This window comes from Cupriavidus sp. GW823-FHT07A04, assembly GCF_058794615.1.
This window is the reverse complement of the sequence record NZ_JBXAHA010000004.1, coordinates 397544-419791: the sequence shown is the minus strand read 5'-3', so window position 1 is coordinate 419791 and position 22248 is coordinate 397544. Positions and strand designations below refer to the sequence as shown.

At 65.8% G+C, this 22248-nt stretch carries 21 protein-coding genes; 6 read left to right on the top strand and 15 right to left on the bottom strand.

What is annotated here, in order from left to right; translation table 11 throughout:
* Positions 1-22: 22 nt before the first annotated feature.
* From AC1Q7Q_RS09820 to AC1Q7Q_RS09800, 5 genes are all read right to left on the bottom strand, one after another.
* Positions 23-862, bottom strand: coding sequence for an ABC transporter permease (locus AC1Q7Q_RS09820; protein WP_492374418.1), 840 nt, complete (start codon positions 860-862; stop codon positions 23-25).
* 4 nt (positions 863-866) lie between these two features.
* Positions 867-1640, bottom strand: a complete 774-nt coding sequence (locus tag AC1Q7Q_RS09815) for an ABC transporter ATP-binding protein (RefSeq protein ID WP_174426758.1) — start codon at positions 1638-1640, stop codon at positions 867-869.
* 14 nt (positions 1641-1654) lie between these two features.
* On the bottom strand, positions 1655-2659 hold the full coding sequence (locus AC1Q7Q_RS09810) for an ABC transporter substrate-binding protein (RefSeq protein WP_492374417.1): 1005 nt from the start codon (positions 2657-2659) through the stop codon (positions 1655-1657).
* 65 nt (positions 2660-2724) lie between these two features.
* The gene (locus AC1Q7Q_RS09805) at positions 2725-4458 is read right to left on the bottom strand and encodes a hydantoinase B/oxoprolinase family protein (RefSeq protein WP_492374416.1); all 1734 of its coding nucleotides are present in this window, start codon (positions 4456-4458) and stop codon (positions 2725-2727) included.
* The gene (locus AC1Q7Q_RS09800) at positions 4455-6584 is read right to left on the bottom strand and encodes a hydantoinase/oxoprolinase family protein (RefSeq protein ID WP_492374415.1); all 2130 of its coding nucleotides are present in this window, start codon (positions 6582-6584) and stop codon (positions 4455-4457) included. The genes AC1Q7Q_RS09805 and AC1Q7Q_RS09800 overlap by 4 nt, the downstream gene beginning before the upstream one ends.
* A gap of 287 nt (positions 6585-6871) precedes the next feature.
* Here AC1Q7Q_RS09800 and AC1Q7Q_RS09795 point away from each other — a divergent pair, with 287 nt between their 5' ends.
* Positions 6872-7603 carry a TetR/AcrR family transcriptional regulator gene (locus AC1Q7Q_RS09795; RefSeq protein WP_492374414.1) on the top strand — a complete coding sequence of 244 codons (732 nt, stop codon included), beginning with the start codon at positions 6872-6874 and terminating at the stop codon, positions 7601-7603.
* A gap of 129 nt (positions 7604-7732) precedes the next feature.
* On the opposite strand, the gene AC1Q7Q_RS09790 is transcribed toward AC1Q7Q_RS09795, so the two are convergent.
* The 4 genes from AC1Q7Q_RS09790 to AC1Q7Q_RS09775 are packed head-to-tail and all read right to left on the bottom strand — an operon-like array spanning position 7733 to position 12045.
* A complete protein-coding gene (locus AC1Q7Q_RS09790) occupies positions 7733-8599 on the bottom strand; it encodes a carbohydrate ABC transporter permease (RefSeq protein WP_492374413.1) in 867 nt (288 codons plus the stop codon).
* A 1-nt stretch (position 8600) separates the two neighbouring features.
* Positions 8601-9533 (bottom strand): carbohydrate ABC transporter permease, encoded by a 933-nt coding sequence (locus AC1Q7Q_RS09785; protein ID WP_492374412.1) that lies wholly within the window; start codon positions 9531-9533, stop codon positions 8601-8603.
* A complete protein-coding gene (locus AC1Q7Q_RS09780; protein WP_492374411.1) occupies positions 9530-10585 on the bottom strand; it encodes an ABC transporter ATP-binding protein in 1056 nt (351 codons plus the stop codon). The genes AC1Q7Q_RS09785 and AC1Q7Q_RS09780 overlap by 4 nt, the downstream gene beginning before the upstream one ends.
* 50 nt (positions 10586-10635) lie before the next feature.
* Complete coding sequence (locus AC1Q7Q_RS09775; RefSeq protein ID WP_492374431.1) at positions 10636-12045, bottom strand: ABC transporter substrate-binding protein; 1410 nt, start codon at positions 12043-12045, stop codon at positions 10636-10638.
* Positions 12046-12356: 311 nt separating this feature from the next.
* Between AC1Q7Q_RS09775 and AC1Q7Q_RS09770 the strand changes: the two genes are divergently transcribed.
* Positions 12357-13559 carry a glycine C-acetyltransferase gene (locus AC1Q7Q_RS09770; protein ID WP_441640428.1) on the top strand — a complete coding sequence of 401 codons (1203 nt, stop codon included), beginning with the start codon at positions 12357-12359 and terminating at the stop codon, positions 13557-13559.
* Between the two features lie 57 nt (positions 13560-13616).
* Positions 13617-14672 (top strand): L-threonine 3-dehydrogenase, encoded by a 1056-nt coding sequence (gene tdh / locus AC1Q7Q_RS09765; RefSeq protein WP_492374410.1) that lies wholly within the window; start codon positions 13617-13619, stop codon positions 14670-14672.
* Positions 14673-14779: 107 nt separating this feature from the next.
* Here the strand turns inward: tdh and AC1Q7Q_RS09760 are convergent, their stop codons facing one another.
* Complete coding sequence (locus AC1Q7Q_RS09760) at positions 14780-15217, bottom strand: universal stress protein (RefSeq protein ID WP_492374409.1); 438 nt, start codon at positions 15215-15217, stop codon at positions 14780-14782.
* 361 nt (positions 15218-15578) lie between these two features.
* On the opposite strand from AC1Q7Q_RS09760, the gene AC1Q7Q_RS09755 reads away from it, so the two are divergent.
* Positions 15579-16658: a Leu/Phe/Val dehydrogenase gene (locus tag AC1Q7Q_RS09755; RefSeq protein ID WP_492374408.1), complete on the top strand. Its 1080-nt coding sequence runs from the start codon at positions 15579-15581 to the stop codon at positions 16656-16658.
* Between the two features lie 117 nt (positions 16659-16775).
* On the opposite strand, the gene yfiB is transcribed toward AC1Q7Q_RS09755, so the two are convergent.
* The 4 genes from yfiB to AC1Q7Q_RS09735 all read right to left on the bottom strand — a co-directional run bounded on the left by yfiB (position 16776) and on the right by AC1Q7Q_RS09735 (position 20308).
* Complete coding sequence (gene yfiB, locus AC1Q7Q_RS09750; protein ID WP_492374430.1) at positions 16776-17297, bottom strand: outer membrane lipoprotein YfiB; 522 nt, start codon at positions 17295-17297, stop codon at positions 16776-16778.
* Positions 17272-18597, bottom strand: a complete 1326-nt coding sequence (dgcN, locus tag AC1Q7Q_RS09745; protein ID WP_492374407.1) for a diguanylate cyclase DgcN/YfiN — start codon at positions 18595-18597, stop codon at positions 17272-17274. Before dgcN ends, yfiB begins: the two co-directional genes overlap by 26 nt.
* Positions 18594-19223, bottom strand: coding sequence for a regulatory sequestration protein YfiR (yfiR, locus tag AC1Q7Q_RS09740; RefSeq protein WP_492374406.1), 630 nt, complete (start codon positions 19221-19223; stop codon positions 18594-18596). The genes dgcN and yfiR overlap by 4 nt, the downstream gene beginning before the upstream one ends.
* Before the next feature lie 128 nt (positions 19224-19351).
* Positions 19352-20308, bottom strand: a complete 957-nt coding sequence (locus tag AC1Q7Q_RS09735) for an ATP adenylyltransferase family protein (protein WP_492374405.1) — start codon at positions 20306-20308, stop codon at positions 19352-19354.
* 156 nt (positions 20309-20464) lie between these two features.
* Here AC1Q7Q_RS09735 and AC1Q7Q_RS09730 point away from each other — a divergent pair, with 156 nt between their 5' ends.
* On the top strand, positions 20465-20830 hold the full coding sequence (locus AC1Q7Q_RS09730) for a hypothetical protein (protein ID WP_492374404.1): 366 nt from the start codon (positions 20465-20467) through the stop codon (positions 20828-20830).
* Positions 20831-20875: 45 nt separating this feature from the next.
* Here AC1Q7Q_RS09730 and AC1Q7Q_RS09725 read toward each other — a convergent pair whose 3' ends face one another.
* Positions 20876-21337, bottom strand: coding sequence for an Lrp/AsnC family transcriptional regulator (locus tag AC1Q7Q_RS09725; RefSeq protein WP_492374403.1), 462 nt, complete (start codon positions 21335-21337; stop codon positions 20876-20878).
* Between the two features lie 127 nt (positions 21338-21464).
* Between AC1Q7Q_RS09725 and AC1Q7Q_RS09720 the strand changes: the two genes are divergently transcribed.
* Positions 21465-22100, top strand: a complete 636-nt coding sequence (locus tag AC1Q7Q_RS09720; RefSeq protein WP_492374402.1) for a LysE family translocator — start codon at positions 21465-21467, stop codon at positions 22098-22100.
* The last annotated feature ends 148 nt before the right edge of the window (positions 22101-22248 follow it).

Here is a 22248-nt window from a genome sequence, read left to right as displayed (position 1 = left end):
ACCATCCGCGCCGCCCGCCCCCTCAGCGTTTGGCTTGCACCAGTTGCGTCAACCGCTCCGTACCCGGCGCGGCCACATGGCTTTGTCCCGGCCTGCCGCGCTGCGACGCGTGCCACGGCAGCATCCGCTCCTCGGCCCACTCCAGCGCCTTGAAGAGGATCACGCCCAGCGCGCACAGCAGCGCCAGCGCCACGAACACGGTCGGCGTGTCGAAGCTGCCTTGCGCCACCAGGATGACGTGGCCAAGCCCGGTCTCGCCCGCCACGAACTCGCCGACGATGGTGCCCACCAGCGCGAACGACACGCCCACCTTCATTCCCGCGAAGATGCTGGGCAGGGCGTTGGGAAAGCGGATCTTCCACAGCACCTTGCTGCGCGACGCCTGGTTGGCGCGCGCCATGTTAAGCATTTCCGGGTCGATGGATTTGAGGCCGAGCACCGTGTCGATCAAGATCGGGAAGATCGCGATCAGCATGGCAATGGCGATCTTGGGCGCGGAACCGGTACCCAGCCAGATCACGAACAGCGGCGCCAGCGCCACCTTGGGCACGGCGTTGAGCGCCACCATCAGGGAGTAAAGCGTGCGATCCAGGAAACGGGAATACACGATGCCGATGGCCGAGCCCACGCCCAGCACCACGGCGAGGACAAAGCCCGCCAGCGTGGTCTGCAGCGTGTCCAGGCTCTGCATCAGCAGGAAACCCGGCTGCGCCAGGAACTCGGTAAAGATCTTGCTGGGCGGCGGCAGCAGGAACTCGCGTACGCCAAAGGCCCGCACCGCGCCCTCCCAGATCAGCAACAGCACCACGATGGTCAGGATGGCCAGCCGGCTGTTCTCGGAACGCTTCCATAGCAACTTCATCACATCATCCCCTGTAGATACCAAGCTCACGGAAAATCTGGCGGATCTGCGACACGTAGCCGGCAAAGGCCTCCGTCTCCCGCACCGCCAGCCCGCGTGGCCGTTCCAGCTCGATCGGAATCACCGCCGCGATGCCGCCCGGGTTGCGCGACATCACCACCACGCGGTCGCTCAGGTACACGGCTTCGGAGATCGAATGCGTGATGAACAGCACGGTCTTGCCGGTGGCCAGCCAGGTGCGCTGCAGCTCCTCGTTGAGATCGTCCCGCGTGAAAGGATCGAGCGCGCCGAAGGGCTCGTCCATCAGCAGCAACTGCGGGTCCACCAGCAGCGCGCGGCAGATCGAGGCGCGCTGGCGCATGCCGCCGGACAGCTCCCACGGATAGCGGTGCGCGAACGCGCCAAGGCCGAACAGGTTGAGCACGGAACGCGCGCGCTCCTCGAAGTCCGCGCGATCCAGGTCGTGGAACTCGGCGGCAATCAGCACGTTGTCCAGGATGGTGCGCCAGTCCAGCAGCAGGTCGCGCTGGAACACCACGCCCATGTTGGCCGGCGGGCCCACGATGGGGTCGCCCTGCAGCGCCAGGTGGCCGCTGGAGATGGGTTCCAGCCCGGCCACGCACTTGAGCAGCGTGCTTTTGCCGCAGCCACTGGGGCCGACGATGCTGACGAATTCTCCTTGCTCGATATCGAGGCTGACGTCCTTCAACGCGTACAGCGGTTCGCGCTGGGAATGGTAGACCTTGTTGAGTTGCCCGATCTGCAGGAATGCCGACATGTGCGTCTCCCGGCCTAGTTCGCCAGCATGGCGTTGGTGTAGTAGTCGGCCGGCTTGCGCCCGGGCTTGATCATGCCGGCCTGCTCCATCGACTGGATGGCGGCCGCCCAGTCGGCGTCGCTCTGCTTGCCGATCGGCAGGCTCTTCTGCGTGGGACTGTCGAAGAACGTACGGTAAGCCTGGATCTGCGCCAGCAGGATCTGCGGGTCGAGCTTGGCGTTGGGGCGCTGCGCCAGGATGGCGGCCACGCCTTCATCGGCGTGGCCCGCATAGATGTACTCCCACGCGCGCACCTGCACCTGGGCAAACTTCTTCAGCGCGGCGCCCTTCTCGGCCAGCCGCTGCGGCGTGACCACCAGCCCGTAGCTGGGGAAATTGATGCCGCTGTCGGACAACAGCAGCGCCTTGGCGGGGCGTACCTTGGACACCATCGGCTGGCCGAACGGCGCTTGCGACAGGAAGCCGTCGCTGTTGCCCGAGGCGTAGGTGGAGATCATGGCCGCGGGCGACACCATCACGATGGTGGCCTTGCCCTTGGCGATCTTGTTGGCCTTGAAGTAGGGATCGATAAATGGTGCCCACGGACTGGTGGTGAAGCACACCAGCTTCTTGCCGGCCAGGTCCTGCACGGATTTGACGCCCAGCTTTTCATCGACCATCACCGCCAGGTCGCCCTTGCGGGCGAAGCCGGCGATGGACATCAGGTCCAGCCCGTTCTCCTTGGCCACGGCCATGGTGCCAAGCTGCACCTGGCCCACATCGGCCTGGCCCGCGGCGAGCAGTTGCAGGGTGTTGATGGTGCCGGTGCCGTCCTGCACTTCCACGTCGAGCCCGGCCTCCTGGAACCAGCCCTTCTGCTTGGCCAGGTGCATGGCGGCATGCATGCCCCATGGCGAGTAGTCCATCCGCACCAGCAGCTTCTGGGCGGGCGCCTGCGCTGAGGCCGCGCCGGCGAACAGCATCCACGTTGTCGCGGCGGCACAGGCGCGCCAGGCCAGTTTCATGACAGAAAAACGCATCTCGATTTCCTCTTGGGGTGTCTGTGGGTATGCGTAAGCGGACGGCTGCCAGCCGTCCGGAAATACTACGCCGCCTTGGCCAGCAGCTTCGCGCGCAATGCCGCGGTGGATGGCACATCGATCTCGCCGGTGGCGGGGTTCACCACCACCTTGTAATGCTCGAGCACATAGGCAGCGGTGAGCTTGTGGTTCCATACGTCCTGCCGGATGCGCTCGAAGTCACGCGCCAGCGGATCGCCGAAGCCGCCGCCGCCGGGCTGGATATGCGTCACCACATCGTTGCGCGCGATCGTCATGCCAACCTTGCTCGGCAGGTCCGTGACCTCATCGCCTTGCTGCAGCAGGTTGCGCGCCGGACTGGCGGGGCCGCCACCGGCCAGGCCATAGGGCGAGAACTTCATGCGGTCAGCACGCAATTGCAGCAGCGCGTTGGGCGCCAGCACGCGATAGCTGCGGCGAATGCCCAGACCGCCGCGAAACTCGCCCGCGCCGCAGGAATCCTCCACCAGCTCGTAGGCTTCCACGCGCACGGGGTGCTGCGCCTCCAGCGTTTCCACCGGCGTGTTCGACAGGTTCTGCGAGGCATTGGTGATGGCCTCGATGCCATCGCTGGCCGGGCGCGCGCCCCATGCGCCGCAGATCATGTCCACAATGATGTAAGGCTTGTTCTCATCGCTGATGCCGGACAGGCACACCACCGTGTTGCCGCCTTCGCCGGCTGCGGGAATACGGTCCGGCACCACTTGCGCCAGCGCGCCGAGCATCGCATCGAACACGCGGTAGCCCGTCAGCGCGCGCGCTGCCACCGCGCTCGGTGGCAGGGGATTGAGCACGGAGCCTTCCGGCACGCGCACCTCGATACAGCGGAACACGCCGGCATTGTTCGGCACATCGCCCTTCAACGCGCAGCGCACGCTCAGGTAGGTGCAGGACTTTGTGTATGACAGCGTGGAGTTGATGGCCGCGCGCACCTGGGGCGACGATCCCGTGTAGTCCGCGCTGACGTAATCGTCATGCACCGTCAGTGCCACCTGGATGGGGATCGGCTCCGGCGACAAGCCATCGTCGTCGATGTAGTCGGTGAAGCGGAAGGTGCCTTTGGGCCATTTGCGGATCTCTTCGCGCGTGAGGCGTTCGGCATAGTCCAGCAGTTCGTTCAGGTAGGCGCGCGTGTCGTCGCGGCCGTAGCGGTCGAACAGCGCGGTGAGTTCGCGCACGCCTACCTGGGTTGCGGCGTACTGCGCCTTCAGGTCGCCCAGCACGCGCTCGGGCAGGCGCACGTTCTGCGCGATGATGCGTTCCAGCGTGTCGTTGACCTTGCCGGCCTCATAGAGCTTGAGTACCGGGATGCGCAGCCCTTCCTGGTAGATCTCGGTGGAGTCGCTGGCGTTGGAGCCCGGCACGCGGCCGCCCACGTCGGTGTGGTGGCAGATCACCACGCAATAGCCTTCCAGCTCGCCTCCGTAGAAGAACGGCACGAACATGAAGATGTCCGGCAGGTGCATGCCGCCCTGGTAGGGATCGTTGACGATCACCGCGTCGCCCGGGTTCAGCGCGTTGCCATAGCGCGCCTGCACGGCTTCCATGGCCTCGGGGATCGCCCCCAGGTGCAGCGCGATGGTCTTGGCCTGCGCCACCATGCGGCCGTGCCGGTCGCAGATCGCGGCCGAGTAGTCCATCACGTCCTTGACGATCTCCGAGCGCGCCGTGCGAATGACCGTGTAGGCCACTTCGTCGACGATGGAGTCCATCGCGTTCTTGACGACCGCGAAGGTCACCGGGTCGAACTGCGTGCTCATGCTGCCTCCTGGGCGATATCGATGATGATGTTGCCGATCGTGTCCGCGCGCGCCGAGGCGCCCGGCGGCACGACGATGGTGGTGTCGTACGACTCAATGATGAGCGGGCCCTGGCGCGGCGCATCCGTCATGGCCGAGCGCGGGATCAGCAAGGTCTCGCGCGGCGCCTGGTCGCGCCCGAAACTCACCTGGCGCGTGCCGGCAACACCATGCAGCGCGCTGGCATCCACCTGGATCGCGTTGAAATCCAGCCGCTGGTCGCTGCGGCCATAGGCGCTCAGGCGCACGTTGACCAGCTCCAGCGGCTCGTCGTTGCGGTAGCCGAAGGTTTGCTGGTACTGGACGCCGAAGTCCTCGATAAGCTGCGCAAGCGCGGCAGCGTCCGGCGCCTTGCCGGTTTCACCGCCGGGCAGCGGGATGGTCAGCTCCGAGCTCTGGCCGAGGTAGCGCAGGTCGATGCCCACCGCCATCTCGACCGCAGCCTCCGGATAGCCTTCCAGCGCGAGGATGGCCAGGCCTTGCTGGCGCAGTTCGTCGATCACCACGCCAATGCCGGCGCCATCGCAATCCGCCAGCGGCCGCAGGATGGCCTTGACGAAGTTATGCTCGGCATCCGCGCACAGCATGCCGGCCGAGCAGAACACGCCCGCCATCACCGGTGCGATCACCCGCTTGATGCCCAGCAGCATGGCCACGTCCACCGCGTGCAGCGGCCCCCCGCCGCCGAAGGCGATCATGGTCATGTCGCGCGGGTCGCGCCCACGCTCCACCGTCACGGCACGCAGCGCGCGCGCCATGCTCACATTGGCCACATGGCGAATGCCGTGCGCGGCGGCCAGCGTATCGAGCTTGAGCGGCGCGCCGATATGCGCGTCGATGGCACGGCGCGATTGCTCCGGGTCCACCTTGAGGCTGCCGCCCGCCAGCGATTCGGGATTCAGGTAGCCAAGCACCATGTTGGCGTCGGTCACCGTGGGCCGATCGTTGCCGCGCCCGTAGCACGCGGGCCCCGGGTTGGCGCCGGCCGATTCAGGGCCCACGCACAGCAGGCCACCGGCATCCATCCATGCCAGCGAGCCGCCGCCCGCACCCACCTCCGCGATATCGATGGCCGGTACCTTCAGTACATAGCCCCCGCCTTTGACAAAGCGGCTCGGGGCGCTGATGCCGTCGCGGAACTCATACTCGGTGGTCAGCGACGGCGTGCCGTCGGTGATGATCGACGCCTTGGCCGTTGTGCCGCCCATGTCGAACACGATCAGGTCGCGCCCGCCACCCAGCGCGCCGATCTGCGCCGCGCCCGCCACGCCGCCGGCCGGCCCGGAAGCCACGGCAAACACCGGCTTCTCGCTCGCGCTGCCCACGCCCATCATGCCGCCGTTGGACGCCATCACCTGCAGCGACGCCGACACCCCCATGCGGGCCAAGTCATCCTTCAGGCGCCGCAGGTAGGTGCGCATGGCAGGCAGGATGTAGGCATTGACCACCGTGGTGCTGGTGCGCTCGTACTCCTTGATTTCCGGCAGCACATCGCACGATGCGGTCACCAGCAGGCGCGGAAACTCCCGCTCCAGTTGCGCCTTCGCCTCCAGCTCATGCACCGGGTTGATATAGCTGTTGATAAAGCAGATGGCCAGCGCTTCCACGCCCTCTTCCACCAGCCCGCGCGCCACGGTCAGTACCTCGTCCACGTTGAGCGGCACGATGATGTTGCCGCGCGCGTCGATGCGCTCGTTCAGCCCGCGGCGATAGCGACGCGCCGCCAGCGGCTGCGGCTTCTGCCAGCCCAGATCGAACATGGTGGGGGTGCGGATGCGGCCGATCTCCAGCACGTCGCGAAAGCCCGCCGTGGTCAGCACGCCGGTGCGTGCGCCCACCTTCTGCAAGATGGTGTTGGACGCCGTGGTGGTGCCGTGGACAATTTCCGTGATGTCGCCCGGGGCAATCCCGGCCTGCCCGATCAGCGACTTCAGGCCAGTGACGATGGCCTCGCCCAGGTCGTGCGGCGTGGTTGATGTCTTGTTGACGAACAGCCGCCCGTCCGGCATTGCCAGGACGATGTCCGTGAACGTGCCCCCGATATCGCACCCGACCCGGACGCCCGCATTGCTTCCCGCATGAACCATGTCAACTCCAAGGATGTGAGGCACGGGCGACTTGCGCGTGCCGCGCATTCCGTTGCCCCGGAACGCGCACCGACCAATCTGCTAACTAACTAGTCAGTACAATAGAAGACGGGATTTTGCTTGTCAACCGGGTTTTCACGGAGCACCAGAATGGCGCCAGCGCTTGGCTGGCAGCCTTCTTGCAGTGCGCTTCAGGGGGTGTACACTAACCATCTGGTTAGCGGGTGCACTGGCACGGTGCCGCCCGCCATGACAATGCCATGACAAATTTATCGAGGAACATTCGTATGCCAGTGACCGCCAAGACCGTGCGCAAGCCAAAGCCGCGCGACGCCCAGGCCACGCGCGAGAAGATCCTCCAGATGGCGTCGAAGGAGTTCGCCGCCAAGGGCTTTGACGGCGCCCGCGTGGACAGCATCGTGGCCCGCAGCAAGATCAGCAAGAACCTGGTCTACCACTACTTCAACAGCAAGGAAGCGCTGTTCATCGAAGTCATGGAGCGCGCCTACGCTGCCATGCGCGAGCGACAGAACGAACTCGGCCTGACGGGAAAGAGCCCCGTCGACGATATGCGCGCGCTGGTGATGCACACCATCCAGCATTTCATCGAGCAACCGGAATTCATCCTGCTGCTGGGCACGGAGAACCTGCACAAGGCAGCGCACATCCGCAAGTCCAAGGTGATTCCTGCCATGTTCAATCCGCTGAAGAGCGCGCTGGCGGAGATTCTGGAGCGCGGGAAGGAACAAGGCGTGTTCAGGCCGGATGCAGACTGGGTGGATCTATATGTTTCGATCTCGGGCCTGGGGTCTTACTTCATCTCGAACCGCTACACGCTGTCGTTCGTGCTTGGCGTGGACCTCGCAGCCCCGGATCGCGTGGCGTCGAGGCTGCAGCATGTGCCAGACATGGTGATGAGCTACCTGTGCAATTTTGGCGCCGCAGCGACGCGGGACAAGGAACAGCCGCGCGCGGAGCAGGCGACGGTGCGCACGCAAGGCGCGGCAGCGCTGCCGTAGCACGCATTGCCGGGCCGCCCCGTTGGCCGGCGGCTAGCTCTGATGGCATCTGCGCTGGCCGACGATCCGCGCTCGACGCTGCCCGGATCGCTTCGCTGTCGGCACGGATCCGGCCACCGCCAAACCCGATCACTTCACCGCACCCACGGTAAAACCCGCGACAAAGCGGTCGACGAACAGGTTGTAGAGCACTGCTACCGGCACGCTGACGACCAGGCATGCACCCATCAGGGAGCCCCAGAAATAGACATCCCCGCGCACCAGGAAGGTCGGCACGCCAACGCTGACGGTGTACTGCGACGAACTGGTGATAAAGGTGAGGGCATAGACGAATTCCTGCATCACCAGCGTCAGCGTGAATATGACTACGGTCAGGATGCCGGCCGACGACAGCGGCACCACCACCTTCAGGAAGGCGCCGAAGCGGCTCAGCCCGTCCATCATCGCCGCCTCTTCGATATCGCGCGGCACCGCCTTGAAGAAGCCCATCATCAGCCAGGTGCAGAACGGCACCGTGAAACTCGGGTACACCAGCACCAGCGACCACAGCGAATCCTGCAGGCCAAGCGCGCCGATGATGCGGGAGAAGGGGATGAACAGGATGGTGGGCGGGATCAGGTAGGTCAGGAAGATGGCGATCGCCAGCTGCCGCCCGCGGCTGCCTGCCAGCCGGGCCAGGCTGTAGCCGGCGGGCACCGCCAGCAACAGGGTGATGGCCACCACCATCGCCCCCACCAGCAGCGTATTGGCGATCCAGCGCAGGTACCGTGTCTCCAGGAACAGCACGCGCAGGTTGTCCAGGGTGGGCGGCTGGTTGAACAGGAAGGGGTTGTTGGCTGTGTTGATCAGGTCATGGACATCCTTGAAGGTGGTGATCAGCATCCAGTAGAAGGGAAAGGCGCAGAACCCCGCGAAGACGGCAAGGATGGCGACATGGCCGAAGCGTGCGCCCCAGCGCTCGCCACGGTGCTTCCAGTGATTTGCATCGGCATGCATGTCAGGCTACCTCCGCGCGGTTGGCGACGCTCAGCAGCAGGGCCACCACCGCTACCAGCAGCGGGAACAGGAACAGCGAAATCGCCGCGCCCTCGGCCAGGTCGCCGCCCTGGATGCCGGTGAAAAATGCCAGGCTGGCCAGCACCTGCGTGGTGTCGTAAGGCCCGCCACGGGTCAGCACGAAGATGATGATCATGTCGGTGAGCGTAAACACGATGCCGAACAACAACGCCACCAGCATGATCGGCATCACCAGCGGGATATTGATGCGCAACAGGTGGCGCCAGAAGCCGGCGCCGTCCATGGCGGCGGCGTCGTGGATATCCTGCGGGATGCCGTGCAGGCCGGCCAGGATAATGACCGTGGCCAGCGGCAGCAGGCGCCAGACATCCACCAGGATCACCGACGCCATGGCCAGGTCCGGCTGGCCCAGCCAGATCGGCCAGGTATGCGGGCCGAACAGGCCGAGCGCGCGCAGCGTCCAGTTGATGATGCTGTAGACCGGATCGAATATCCACAGCCAGCCGATCGAACCCAGCGAGATCGGCGCCACCCACGGCAGCAGGATCAGCAGCCGCACCAGCCATTTGCCGCGAAAATCACGCAACAGTGCCAGCGCCAGGATCTTGGCCAGGACCACCACCAGCGCCTGCGACACCAGCGTGAACACCAGCGCATTGCCAAGCGAGCGCCAGAAGGTGGGGTTCTGCACGATGCGCCGGAAATTCTCCAGGCCAACGAAATGCATGGCGCGGCTGCCCACGGTGATGTCGGACAGGCTGTAGTAGATCGACAGCAGGAAGGGAAAGCCGAGCAGCAACGCGATATAGATGAGTGCCGGCGCCAGCATCAAGGCGCCGAGCCAGCGCTCGCCCTCCAACGCATGCCAGGCACCGGCCTGTGGCGCTAGCGCGGCGGGAGCCCGGGTGCTCATGCCGGCCTCACGGACGGCGCCACGGACGACGGCGCACCGAGGCTGGCGCCGGAACGCGGATCAAAGCGCCTCAGGTCGGCACGCCGCACTGCGAACGGGTAGCGCACGCCTGTCTCCAGCGGGAAGGTGACGGTGCAGGGAATCCGCGAGATAACCTTGGCCGGCGGCAGCGGTGGCTCCAGCAGGCCATACACCAGCCGGTCGGACCCGAGATTCTCGATGCGGGTGATATGGAAGGAGAAGGGTTCCAGCACTTCATCGCCGCCGTAGACCCCGCGCGGCAGGAAGTGCTCCGGCCGGAAGCCCGTCACCATCGCCTCCGTCTGGACCAGGTTCATCGGCGGCGAGCCGATGAAGGTGGCCACGAAGGTATCTGCCGGCTGCTCGTACACTTGCTGCGGGGTGCCGAGCTGGTGCACGCGGCCGTGGTCGAGAATGGCGACCCGGTCACCGAGCGCCAGCGCCTCGACCTGGTCGTGCGTGACGTAGATCGTGGTGGTCGCCAGGCGCCGCTGAAGCTGCTGCAATTCCTCGCGCGCGGAGGTCCTGAGCTTGGCGTCGAGATTGGATAGCGGCTCGTCCAGCAGGAAGGTCACCGGATCGCGCACCACGGCGCGCGCCAGCGCCACCCGCTGGCGCTCGCCGCCGGAGAGCTGGCGCGGCTTGCGCGCCAGCAGGTGGCCGATGCCGAACAGCGCCGCGGCCCAGCTCACCTTGCGCGCGATCGCCTCGCGCGGCATGTGCTGCGCCTCCAGCGGGAAGGCGATGTTGCCGGCCACGCTCAGGTGCGGATAGAGCGCGTAGCTCTGGAACACCATCGCCATGTTGTGCGCGCGCGGCGGCAGCCCGGTGACGACACGGCCGCCCACCAGGATATCGCCGAAGGTGGGTGCTTCCAGCCCGGCAATCAGGCGCAGCAAGGTGGTCTTGCCCGAGCCGGACGGGCCCAGCAGCACCAGGAACTCAGCTTCGTGCACGGCCAGGTCGATGCCGTCGACCGCATTGGTGCCGTCGAAGCGCTTGGTGAGTGAGCGGGTTTCCACCGTGGCCATGACTTATCGGCCCACGCCCATCCCGATGCCTGCGGTCCGGCGGGGGCGGCTCATACGAGTCCTTTTTCCCGCCACTTGGCGAAGATCCGCCTGCACGTGGCTTGCGCAGCGCGGATGGCATTCTCCGGCGTTTCATCGCCGGTGGCGGCCTTGGCGAACATGGTGTTGAGCACCCAGGTATTGAAGATCTCGTCGATGGCCGCATTGGCATAGCCGGGGTAGCCGACGTTGGTGGCCTGGTTCATCAGGCTGCCCAGCACCTTGTACTTGTCGCGCGGGCGGGCCTTGGGATCATCGGCGATCAGCTTCTGCAGGTCCGGGACCGTGCTCGGGAAGCAGGGGAAGTTGTAGAACTCGCTGCCGAGAAAGGCTTGGTGGAAGTTGTCGATATAGTCCAGCAGGAACTTCTTGGCACCCGCTATGTTCTCGGCGAATTTCCAGATCACGTAGCAGTCCATCACGTGCTCCAAGCCGATGCGGCGCACCGGGCCACGCAGTGCCTGGGTCAGCCAGATATCGGGCGTGACTGGAATGTTCTTGTTCTCGCCTTCGCGCGTGATGGAAATAGCGTTCAGGCAAAGCGAGATCTTGCCCGCCAGCATGGCGCGGTTGTTGGAGGACGGATCCCACGCCAGCACCTCCGGCGTCATGGTTTCCTGGTACAGGGCCTTGACGAACTTGACCGCCTCCAGTGTGTTCTTCGAATTCAGCACGACGGTATGGCGCTCATCCTGGACCGAGCCGCCGAATGCGAAGAGGATGGTGCGCATCGCCATCGCGGTATCGAGTTCAGCCGACAAGCCAATGCCCACCGGCACGTTGCGTTTGCGCTTGATCTTGCTGCCCGCGCTCAGCACGTCGTCCCAGCTGTCCGGCGGTGCCATGCCGATCTCGTCCCACAGGTCCCTGCGGAAATTGATCGGGTCCGGCACGAAGCTGTCGGAGAAGCCGAAGTACTTCTTCGTCTTCGGGTTATACGTACTCTTGATCGCCAGTTCGACCGGCTTGCCATGCTTGCGCTGGCATTCCTCGTAAATCTCGCGGTGGTCGATGACCTGCTCCTCGTACACTGGCGCAGGCGACAGGAACATGAACAGGTCGTGCCCCTTCTGGGCGGATACCTCGGCGGCGGCCCGCGTGGCCAGCGCGGGGATCCCCACGTGATCGACGATGACCTCGGTATCGTTGCGCTGGCCCCATTCCTTCACGTAGGTGTTGTCGAACCACTTGTCATAGCCCGGCACGAAGTGGTTCCACTGGAGGATCTTCAAGGTGTGCTTGGCTGCCTGTGCCCGACGTGGCAGCACCAAGGGGCCGAGCCCCGCGGCAAGCGCGGTAGCCGCGGCGGCCTGGATCAGGCGGCGGCGCCGCGCGTTGTGGCGAACAAGGTTGCCGGTGGATCCGTGCCGGCGCGAATAGATGATTCGCTCGATAGGAGCAATCCGTACGTCTTCGTTCATGGCCGCCTCCGCCAGCAAGCCGGTAGCCGGCATGCGCGCCGATCGCGGCGACATGCGCAACCTCACTTAAGGATAGGAGTTGCCAACCCTAAGGCAAAGAGACAAAGGCTTGATTTCATTGCGTTTTCGATCCGATCCAGGGACCGGCGCGGCGGCTGCCGCATAGCAGCATCGGTCGCGCTGAGCCAGCCACCGCTTGCGCAGCGCAGCACAAAACACGCGCACGGCAAAAGCGGTATTTTCCCGGCTTTCGCCATACCATGGAGGCTGGCGCAAGCCACGCCGCCCAACAACCTAGCCGGGGACCTCCCATGCGCGACCGCTATCTCTCCCACCTTCGCGACACCTTGAGCACCATTCGCGCCGACGGCTTCCATAAATCCGAGCGCGTCATCGCCAGCCCGCAGGCTGCCGATATCCGGCTGGCGGGCGGCGAGCACGTACTGAACTTCTGCGCCAACAACTACCTGGGCCTGGCAGATGACCACCGCCTGATCGAAGCCGCCCGGCGCGGCCTGGAGCAAGACGGTTTCGGCATGGCCTCAGTCCGCTTCATTTGCGGCACCCAGTCCGTGCACAAGACCCTCGAAGCCGTACTCGCCAAGTTCCTCCACACCGGCGACAGCATCCTCTACTCCAGTTGCTTCGACGCCAACGGCGGCCTGTTCGAGACCTTGCTCGACGACCAGGACGCCGTCATCAGCGACGAGCTCAACCACGCCAGCATCATCGACGGCGTGCGCCTGTGCAAGGCCAGGCGCTACCGCTACCGCAACAACGACATGGCCGACCTGGAGACCCGGCTGCAGGAGGCGGATGCCGCCGGCGCGCGCTTCAAGCTGATCGCCACCGACGGCGTGTTCTCGATGGACGGCATCATCGCGGACCTCAAATCCATCTGCGACCTGGCGGACCGCTACGGGGCGCTGGTGATGGTCGACGATTCGCACGCGGTGGGCTTCGTGGGCGAGCACGGGCGTGGCACGCCGGAGCTGTGTGGCGTGGAGGGCCGCGTGGATATCATCACCGGCACGCTGGGCAAGGCGCTGGGCGGCGCCTCCGGTGGCTATGTGGCGGCGCACCGGGAAATCGTGGAGTTGCTGCGGCAGCGCTCGCGGCCTTATCTTTTTTCCAACTCGCTGGCGCCGAGCATCTGCGCCGCCACGCTGAAAGTGCTGGAGCTGCTGGCCAGCGAAGAAGGCGCGGCATTGCGCGCGCGCGTGCGGGAGAACGGCGAGCATTTCCGCCGCGAGATGACGGCGCTGGGCTTTACGCTGGTGCCGGGCCAGCATCCCATCATCCCGGTGATGCTGGGCGATGCCGCGCTGGCATCCGGCATGGCGGATGCGTTGCTGGCGGAGCATGTGTACGTGGTGGGCTTCTCCTTCCCGGTGGTGCCCAAGGGCCGGGCACGGATCCGCACGCAGATGAGCGCAGCGCATACGGCCGAGCAGATCGAGCGGGCCGTGGCCGCGTTTGCCAAGGTAGGCCGCAAGTTCGGCGCCATCGCCTGAGCGACACTAAAGCATCACCCAAGCGCTTCATCCACGCAGCAAGCAGGAGGCTCCCTCATGAAAGCCCTCGCCAAACTCGAACGCGCGCCCGGCCTGACGCTGACCGACGTCCCCGAGCCGGAAGTCGGCCACAACGATGTGATGATCCGCATCCGCCAGACGGCCATCTGCGGCACCGACATCCATATCTGGAAATGGGACGAGTGGGCGCAGAACACCATCCCCGTGCCGATGCAGGTGGGGCACGAGTATGTGGGCGAGATCGTCGCCATCGGGCAGGAAGTGCGCGGGCTGGCCATTGGCGACCGCGTTTCCGGCGAGGGGCATATCACCTGCGGCTTCTGCCGCAACTGCCGCGCCGGGCGCCGCCACCTGTGCCGCAACTCGGTAGGCGTGGGCGTGAACCGCGCCGGCGCCTTTGCCGAGTACCTGGTGATTCCGGCCTTCAACGCGTTCCGCATTCCCGACGATATCCCGGACGAGATCGCCGCCATCTTCGACCCCTTTGGCAACGCGACGCACACCGCGCTGTCTTTCAACCTGGTGGGCGAGGACGTGCTGATCACCGGCGCCGGCCCCATCGGCATCATGGCTGCCGCCATCGCTCGGCACGTAGGCGCGCGCAATGTGGTGATCACCGACGTCAACGAATACCGGCTCGCGCTGGCGCGCAAGATGGGCGCCACGCGCGCCGTCAACGTGCAGCACGAGAACCTGAAAGACGTGGCTGCCGAGTTGCACATGACGGAAGGCTTCGACGTGGGCATGGAAATGTCCGGTGTGCCAACCGCCTTTGCGACCATGCTCGAGCACATGAACCACGGCGGCAAGATTGCCATGCTCGGCATTCCGCCATCGAAGATGGCGATAGACTGGAACCAGGTGATTTTCAAGGGGCTGGAGATCAAGGGCATCTACGGCCGCGAGATGTTCGAGACCTGGTACAAGATGGTTGCCATGCTGCAAAGCGGGCTGGACCTGACGCCGATGATCACGCATCGCTTCAGCGTGAGCGACTTCGAGGCCGGCTTTGCGGCCATGCTGTCGGGCAACAGCGGCAAGGTGGTGCTGGAATGGACGCGCCCGGACAAGGCGGCGACTGCCGCGGGCTAGAAGCGCATGCTGGTAGCGCATGCTGGTAGCCCATGCATGTCTTGCCCGGGCGCCGCCTCGCCGCAGGTGGCTGGCGCCGCACAACGCAAGCCACTTGCGGTGAGCCGCTAGCGATACACCAGCACAGGGATATTGCTATGCGTCAGCACCTTGTTGGTCTCGCTGCCGATCAGCACGCCCTGCAAACCGCGCCGCCCGTGCGAGGCCATCACGATCAGGTCGCACTCCTTTTCCTGCGCGGCCTGGATGATGGCCTCATAGGGGTGGTCATGTATGACGCAAAGGGTCTCGCAAGACACGTCCGCCGCCTCGGCTTCGGCGGCCAGGGTTTTCAGGTAGTCCGCCGAACTGCGGGTGGCTTCCTGCACGAACCGCGTACGGGTGTCGGCCAGCAATTCCACCTGGTAGGTGTAGACATGGAAGTCCGGGATCACCCGGATCACCGTGACCCGGGCTCGCGCCTCGCGGGCGAACACCAGGGCCTTGCTGAAAGCGGCTTCGGACAGGGGTGAGCCGTCGACGGGCAGCAGCAGATGCTGGAACATGGTGCCCTCCTGGCACGCGAAGGGCGCAGGCCACCGCACAGGCGCCCTCTCACGCTTCGCTCGGGTTGAGGATTACCTTGCTCCAAGTATAGATGTGCCGGTACCGCTCATACACCGCACACACCGCGCGCGCCCTTCATCTCCCCGCGATTTGCCGGTAAGATCCAGCACCGGTTCCGCGCCACGACGCGGCACCAAGCGTTTACCCGAGGCCGGGCAGCCACACAATGGCAGTCCGGCCTTATCGAAACGGCAGCCCTCGACGGCTGCCGTTGCAACTGCACTGCCTTGCAACCCAATGCGGTGCACCCGGAAAGCGAAGGTATCCCTTTGCGCTCCCAATCTTCATGGAGAAGACGCTTTGACTGAACGCATCAACGCAGAGGCCGCCGGCCGCCTGTTCGGCACTGGCGAAGGCCCATCCCACGAGCGCGTCACGCTCGCCACCGATCCCGAGTCCGGCCTGCAGGCCATCATCGCCATCTACAGCACCAGCCTTGGCCCCGCGTTTGGCGGCTGCCGCTACTGGGCCTATCCCGCCGAGAGCGACGCCCTGACCGACGCCCTGCGCCTGTCGCAAGGCATGGCCTACAAGAACGCACTGGCCGACCTGCCCTTCGGCGGCGGCAAAGCCGTGATCCTGCGTACCCCGGCACAAACCGATCGCACCAAGCTGTTCCGCGCCTTCGGCCGCATGGTCGAATCGCTGGGTGGCCGCTACATCACCGCCGAAGACGTCGGCACCACGGTGGAAGACATGGTCGCCGCCCGCACGCAGACCCGCTACATCAGCGGCATGCCGCGCGAGGGCACCTTCGGTGGAAACCCGTCGCCCAAGACCGCTTATGGCGTGTTCGTCGGCATCGAGGCCGCCGTGCGCTACGTGCTGGACCACAACAGCCTGCAAGGCGTGTCCGTTGCCGTGCAGGGCCTTGGCTCGGTGGGCTGGGACCTGTGCCGCCAGCTGCATGCGGCCGGCGCGCGGCTGATCGTGGCCGATATCCACGGCGCCAAGGCCGAGCAGGCGCGCGAGCAATTCGGCGCGCAGGTGGTTTCCACCACGGCCATCACCGGCGTGGCCGCCGATGTGTTCGCGCCCTGCGCGCTCGGCGCGGTGATCACCCCGGCGGTGGCCGAGGGCTGCCAGTTCAAGATCGTCGCGGGCGGCGCCAATAACCAGCTCGCGTCGCTGGACGAGGGCGACACGCTGCAACGCCGCGGCATCTTCTACGCGCCGGATTTCCTGATCAACGCGGGCGGCATCATCAGTTGTGCCCGCGAGTATCTCGGCGGCGCGGAGGAAGCCGCGGTGCTGGCCGAAGTGGCGCATATCCGCGAGCGCGTGTTCGCACTGGCCCAGCGCGTGGAGAAGAGCGGGATTGCGCCCGCGCGCGAGGCAGTCAACTGGGCGCAGGAGAAGCTGGCGCAGGGCGTCCGCTAGCCTTGGCGGTGTTGAGGGTCCGCGCTGGCAACGGTGCGGACCCGGCCGGAAGCCGGGATCGCGCCGTCATCCTGGAGCCCGTGCTTGAGCTTGCCGCTTTGTGGAGGTCACCGGCAACTACTCGATCGTGATCACGATGGCCACGCGCCGGTTCTCCGAGCGCCCGGCAGCGGTGCGGTTGTCCGCCACCGGCTTGCTCTTGCCCAGTCCGCGCACCTGGATGTTCTCGGGCTGGAATCCCGACGTGGCGAGCACCTTCGCCACCGCCTCCGCGCGCCGGACCGATAGCTGCTGGTTATAGTCAGCCGAGCCGGAATCGTCAGTGTGCCCGTCCAGCCGCACCTGATCGATGCCCGCGCCTGACAGCGCCAGGCCGATACGCTGCACGGCCTCTTGCCGGTCTGTGCTGATCACATCCTCGTTCAGGCCGAAAAGCACCTTCTCGGACAAGCCGAGCTCCCAGCCGTTCTCGGTGAGCGTGAACCCCTGCGACTGCAACGCCTGGACTTGCGCAGGGGCGAGCTTGGAAGCGGGCGCCGTCTGGCAGGCGGCCAGGGCAACGGTGATGGCCACCGCGGCGGCAGCCAGGCCCCGGCTGCCAGTGATTCGCAAGTTAGATAGCACGATCCATGTCCCCATCATTTTTCTCGTTGTCCTGGCGCTCGGGCCCGAAGGCGAATTCGGGCCGCCCCAGCCGCGGCTGCGCGCTCTCCCAACCACCTCCCGACCTGCGCTTGGCCTCGTACATGGCCTCGTCCGCGGTCTGCATCAAGGTGGCGGCGGTCTGCGCATGAAGCGGAAACACGGACAACCCGATGCTAAGCGACGCTTCGATCCTGGTGCCGCTCGACAGTTGCACAGGGTCCTTCATGCGAAGCAGGATATGCTCCGCGACCTGGATGAGATCGGCAGGCTTGCGCAGCGAGGTGAGCAGTACTGCGAATTCATCGCCGCCGAGCCTGGCCACCAGGTCGCCCTCGCGCACGCAGGAGCGGATGCGCCGGGCAATGTCGGACAACACCTCGTCCCCGGCGGCATGGCCAAAGTTGTCGTTGATCTTCTTGAACGCGTCGCTGTCCAGGTAGAGCACGCCGGCGTAAGCCTTGGAGGTGCCGGCAAAGCGCACGGCCCGATGCAGCGCATCCTCGAACGCCGCCCGATTGAGCAGGCCGGTCAGGCTGTCGTGGCTGGCGCGGTGCGCCAGCGACCTGTTCTCGTGCTGGAGCTGGTTCTGCCAGGTCTCCAGTTCGTCGAGCAGGCCGTTGAAATCCTCCCCGAGCGCGTTGAGCTCGGCAATATGCGCCGGCGGCGTGCGCTGGTCGAAAGCGCGCTCCGAGCGCACGGCATGGGCCACGCGCATGAGGTTGCGCACCGGCTCGATGATATGGACCAGCATGCGGCTCGACATGTAGTGCGCGCTGACCGCGGTAAGCAGCAGGCAAGCCAGCAGCCCCAGCAGCCCGCTGAGCACAAAGCGCAAGAGGTTGCCGGTGTAGGCGGTCAGGCGGACTGTGCCCACCGCCTGCGTTTCATGCAGGATCTCCTGCTCCACCGGGCCCAGCGCCATCACGCGGCTGGCCAGGCGCTGCAGGCCGGGAAACCGCTCGTCGGCCGGGCGCTGCCACTCGGCCAGCAGGCGGTTGTCCTTGTCATAGACGCGGGCCTGGGCCACCTCCGTCGCGGCGATTGCCACCAGCGCCTCGTTGGCGGCCGCCTGGTCGCGGAACACCACCGGCGCTTCCAGCGTGTACGCCACGGAGCGGGCAACCAGGCGCAGGTTGTGGTCGGCATAGACGCGCAGCGCGGCCAGCCCGAGCGCGGTCAGCGAGATGCCCGCCGTGCACACGGCGATCAACGCCACGCTGAGATGAATACGGCGCAGCGCGTTGTACAGCGTCGGACGCGATCTCGTCGCGTCGGGCCGCAATGGCAGCTTCATGGCGATGGCCCCCGGCGGCGGCCAAGCTGCAATACGGCCGGATGGATATGGATGCCGCTGCGGGCAACGGCATCCAGGTTGACGCGGAACGAGACGTGGCCATCGACCACGTTGAGGCAGAACATGCTGCCGATCTCGCACTCGTAGTCTTCTTCCGTGATGACAAGGACCGGGCGCCCGATCAGCTCCGTCGACAGTTTCTTGCGCCGGGCATCCGTCATGGGCCCGAGGTAGACGGAATCGCAGCCCGCGGTGGACACGCCATCCTGCAGGTCGATGCGCCTGGATTGCACGGAGCGGCCGGTTGCCAGGACGCCGCCCTCCGCAAGCTTGGCGCCGTAGCGGGCCGAGCCGTCCACGCACAGGCGCAGGACTTCCCGCTCGGTTGGCCAGCGCGCATAGCCAAGCAGGCTGAACACCACCCGCGCCACCGCCTCGGAACGCGGGGGGGCCGTGTCTGCAGCGGTGTGCTGCGACTGCGCGCAGAGGATGGCGGCAAGCAGGGCCGGCAGCAAGCGCGGCAGGCGCGAATGCTTGCGGCCGCGGCTCGGACTGGCTGGGGCGGTAGCCGTTTGAAGAGGCAAGTGGTGAGGCCTACCAAGTAACGCATTTGGGGAACGCCGCATCGCGCAGCGAGCGATGTGGCCTGACCTGGCTAGCACGATCAAGCAGGGATTCCGGCCCGGCGCGAGCGCCACTGGAATCCTTGCTAGCCCAAACCCTTTAACGGCGCGCCCGCTTTTATATTTACCCCTTATTTCTGGCCCGGCGCCGCCGGTGACGCCGAAGCCAGGCCCGCGACTTGCCGCAGCATCGCCATGGGGCCGAGCCGCTCGATGGTGCGCATCTGTGCCTCGTTCCGCACAAAGAACGATCCTGCAAACCCGAGCGTATTGACCGAGATGCCCTCGACGGACTCCGCCGACCTTGGCACGATCAGCATCCCAAGCGGCGTGACGAGCAGGTTGTATGGCGCCAACGGCTGCGGTTCTCCATCCACATCGATCACCCGCACGCCAGCCGCTGCCAGCAGCGCGCGATAGCGCGCAAGTGCGGTGCGCGCCAGATCCGGCCCGCGGGCCGCCGGCAAAGCCAGCGGCGCGAACGCATGCGAAAACGCCAACCCCGGCACGATGCCGACGGCGCCATCGATGCGCGCGGCCGCAAGCAGCGGCGCGATGGGCAACGCCGGGCCTTCGCTGGCAAGCGGCAGCGGCACCAGTTGCAGGTGCTTGTGGCGCTGGCTTGCGCCGGCCGCCGCACCCCCGTTATAGAAGCCAAGGCCATCGAACTCGGCCATGCAGGCAAGCAGCGCCTCGAAATCCGCCAGGTTGAGCAGCGCGTCCTGCGGCTCGAAGCGGCGGGTAACGATCAGCAGGTGATGGTCCAGGACGTTGAACTTGTTCAGCAGCGCAAGATGGGTCTCGGAGATGTCGGCGACAAACAGGTCCGGGTCGTAGGGAAGGAACGGGTCGGTGCCCGCCTGGTTGCCGGGAACGGCGTTGTCCTTCTGCCGCGCCTGGCTCTGGTCCCTGTCGCGGTCCTTGCGCGCAAGGCTGGAAACCTGGCGCACCAGGAAACGCACGCCGCCATCGTCGATGCCCGCCTGGAAGGTCTCGATAGGACGCAGCGCGCCACATCGCAGGGCGTGCTCCGTCTGGCGCAGGATGGCCGGCCACAGCGTGCCGGGCTGGAGAGATCGATGTGGCATGGTCTGGCCCAAGGGGTGAGTGACTAAAGCCGGGGGGCTGATCGATCTTATCCCTCGGAGGCAGGGCAGGCAGGAAGTGACACTCCCTTTATTACAATGCGTGGAAGCCACCTGGGGAAACAGAGGAAACCACAGGGGCCACCACAGAGGACACCAATGAGCAACGCGGAACAACGGCATGCACCGGGCAAGCGCTGGTCCCTCCCCGCTCGCATTTACCTGCTGGGCGCCGTGATCCTCGCTGCAGGCTGGATCGCAGGCGTCCTGATCTATCTGTGCGCCGCGAGCGACGAGGCCGGCGACCTGGCCTACGGCCCCGGGTGGAAGCGGCAATATGATTTCCAGCTCGAACGTATCGGCGGCAAGGCTGCTGTACTGGCGGCCGAGTTCTCGCAGTGGTTTTCGGATCTGTGGCACGGCAAGCAACTGGCCTTCACCGTGGCGATCCTGTGCACGGCCATCGCGTTTTTATGCTTCTTTGTGGCGCGTGAGCTGTCCCTGGCCGCGAACCGCGACGACTGAAGCCGGATGCGGCGACAAGCCTTGCAACGCCATCACGTCGTCACGTCATAGCAACGGCAAGCCGGCATTGCGCTTGACCTCGCCCAGCGACAGCATGGATTCCACCGCCGTCACGCCGGGCAATGTGCGCAGTACATCGCGCATGAAGATGCCGTAATCCTCCAGGTCGCGCGCGACCACCAGGAGCAGGTAATCGGCGCTGCCCGACACGTTATGGCACGAGACGATGCGCGGGATGGCCTGGATCTCCCGCTCGAAGCGGTCGGAGAGCTCACGGCTGTGCACGCCAAAGCGGACCTGCGTGAACGCCATCAGGCCAAGCCCCAGGGCCTGGCGGGACAGCACCGCGCGATAGGCCTCGATATAGCCGTCGGCCTCCAGCCGCTTGAGCCGGCGCGCGCACGGTGTCTCGCTCAGCCCCACGGATTCCGCCACGCTGGCGTTGGTGGCGCGTCCGTCCGCCTGCAGCGCCATCAGGATGGCGCGATCGATTTTGTCGAGATCCAAAAGCAAGCCCTCAATAAACCAGAAAAAATTAGCGGATTCCCCCAAATTATATGGGTTTGACCCATAAAATCGCCAGAATTCCCTCATACCCCTGGGTCATGATGTTGCCCTCGTCACCGCATGCATCATGGTCTCCCTACATTTGCTCGTTACCTTCATCGGCGCCCTGGCCGTGGTCTATGCCTTACCCGGGCCTGACATGGCACTGGTGCTGCAAACCAGCACCGGCCGGGGCGTGCGCCATGGCCTGGCCACCGTCGCCGGACTCGCCATGGCACGCGCCGCGCATGTCACGCTCTCGGCATGCGGCGTGGCCGCGCTGCTGCGCGCGGCGCCCTGGCTTTACCAGGGCATCCGCGTCGCGGGCGGCCTATACCTGGCCTATGTGGCCGTCCAGATCTTCCGCAGCCCGGCCTTCGGGATGCACGCCGGCACCGGCGCGGCAGCACCGCCGGTGCGGCTGCGCGCCTCCGTTGCCAAGGGCGCGCTCAGCAGCATCCTGAATCCCAAGGCCCTGCTCTTTTGTTCCGTGCTGTTGCCACAGTTCGTGGATCCGCATGGCGCGCCGGTGTGGTCGCAAGTGCTTGAGCTCGGCGTGGTGCTGGTGCTAACCGGCGTGGCCTTCGACCTGGCGTGCGTGTTCGGCGCGCTGCGCCTGACCGGCTGGCTACGCCGGAGCCCGCGCGCGCAGACGGTCCAGCGCTGGTCCTTCTCGGCCGCGCTGCTGGCCTTTGCCGCGCGGATCTCCTTCGAGCAAAGCTAAGCACAGGACGACAGCATCTCCACGCGTGTGACGCCTTTTGCCCACCGGCAACACGGCTCTGGCAAGAACAGCGCGAGGTGCTAGCCTTACTAGGCGGCCAGGCACCTTGAGTCTGCTTGAAGGGCCGCCGATGCACACCAAGCGGCAA

Bases quoted from the DNA above. Each gene is read 5' to 3' on its own strand.
- AC1Q7Q_RS09820 (WP_492374418.1), bottom strand. From the start codon at position 862: ATGAAGTTGCTATGGAAGCGTTCCGAGAACAGCCGGCTGGCCATCCTG.
- AC1Q7Q_RS09815 (WP_174426758.1), bottom strand. From the start codon at position 1,640: ATGTCGGCATTCCTGCAGATCGGGCAACTCAACAAGGTCTACCATTCC.
- AC1Q7Q_RS09810 (WP_492374417.1), bottom strand. From the start codon at position 2,659: ATGCGTTTTTCTGTCATGAAACTGGCCTGGCGCGCCTGTGCCGCCGCG.
- AC1Q7Q_RS09805 (WP_492374416.1), bottom strand. From the start codon at position 4,458: ATGAGCACGCAGTTCGACCCGGTGACCTTCGCGGTCGTCAAGAACGCG.
- AC1Q7Q_RS09800 (WP_492374415.1), bottom strand. From the start codon at position 6,584: ATGGTTCATGCGGGAAGCAATGCGGGCGTCCGGGTCGGGTGCGATATC.
- AC1Q7Q_RS09795 (WP_492374414.1), top strand. From the start codon at position 6,872: ATGCCAGTGACCGCCAAGACCGTGCGCAAGCCAAAGCCGCGCGACGCC.
- AC1Q7Q_RS09790 (WP_492374413.1), bottom strand. From the start codon at position 8,599: ATGCATGCCGATGCAAATCACTGGAAGCACCGTGGCGAGCGCTGGGGC.
- AC1Q7Q_RS09785 (WP_492374412.1), bottom strand. From the start codon at position 9,533: ATGAGCACCCGGGCTCCCGCCGCGCTAGCGCCACAGGCCGGTGCCTGG.
- AC1Q7Q_RS09780 (WP_492374411.1), bottom strand. From the start codon at position 10,585: ATGGCCACGGTGGAAACCCGCTCACTCACCAAGCGCTTCGACGGCACC.
- AC1Q7Q_RS09775 (WP_492374431.1), bottom strand. From the start codon at position 12,045: ATGAACGAAGACGTACGGATTGCTCCTATCGAGCGAATCATCTATTCG.
- AC1Q7Q_RS09770 (WP_441640428.1), top strand. From the start codon at position 12,357: ATGCGCGACCGCTATCTCTCCCACCTTCGCGACACCTTGAGCACCATT.
- tdh (WP_492374410.1), top strand. From the start codon at position 13,617: ATGAAAGCCCTCGCCAAACTCGAACGCGCGCCCGGCCTGACGCTGACC.
- AC1Q7Q_RS09760 (WP_492374409.1), bottom strand. From the start codon at position 15,217: ATGTTCCAGCATCTGCTGCTGCCCGTCGACGGCTCACCCCTGTCCGAA.
- yfiB (WP_492374430.1), bottom strand. From the start codon at position 17,297: ATGGGGACATGGATCGTGCTATCTAACTTGCGAATCACTGGCAGCCGG.
- dgcN (WP_492374407.1), bottom strand. From the start codon at position 18,597: ATGAAGCTGCCATTGCGGCCCGACGCGACGAGATCGCGTCCGACGCTG.
- yfiR (WP_492374406.1), bottom strand. From the start codon at position 19,223: ATGCGGCGTTCCCCAAATGCGTTACTTGGTAGGCCTCACCACTTGCCT.
- AC1Q7Q_RS09735 (WP_492374405.1), bottom strand. From the start codon at position 20,308: ATGCCACATCGATCTCTCCAGCCCGGCACGCTGTGGCCGGCCATCCTG.
- AC1Q7Q_RS09730 (WP_492374404.1), top strand. From the start codon at position 20,465: ATGAGCAACGCGGAACAACGGCATGCACCGGGCAAGCGCTGGTCCCTC.
- AC1Q7Q_RS09720 (WP_492374402.1), top strand. From the start codon at position 21,465: ATGGTCTCCCTACATTTGCTCGTTACCTTCATCGGCGCCCTGGCCGTG.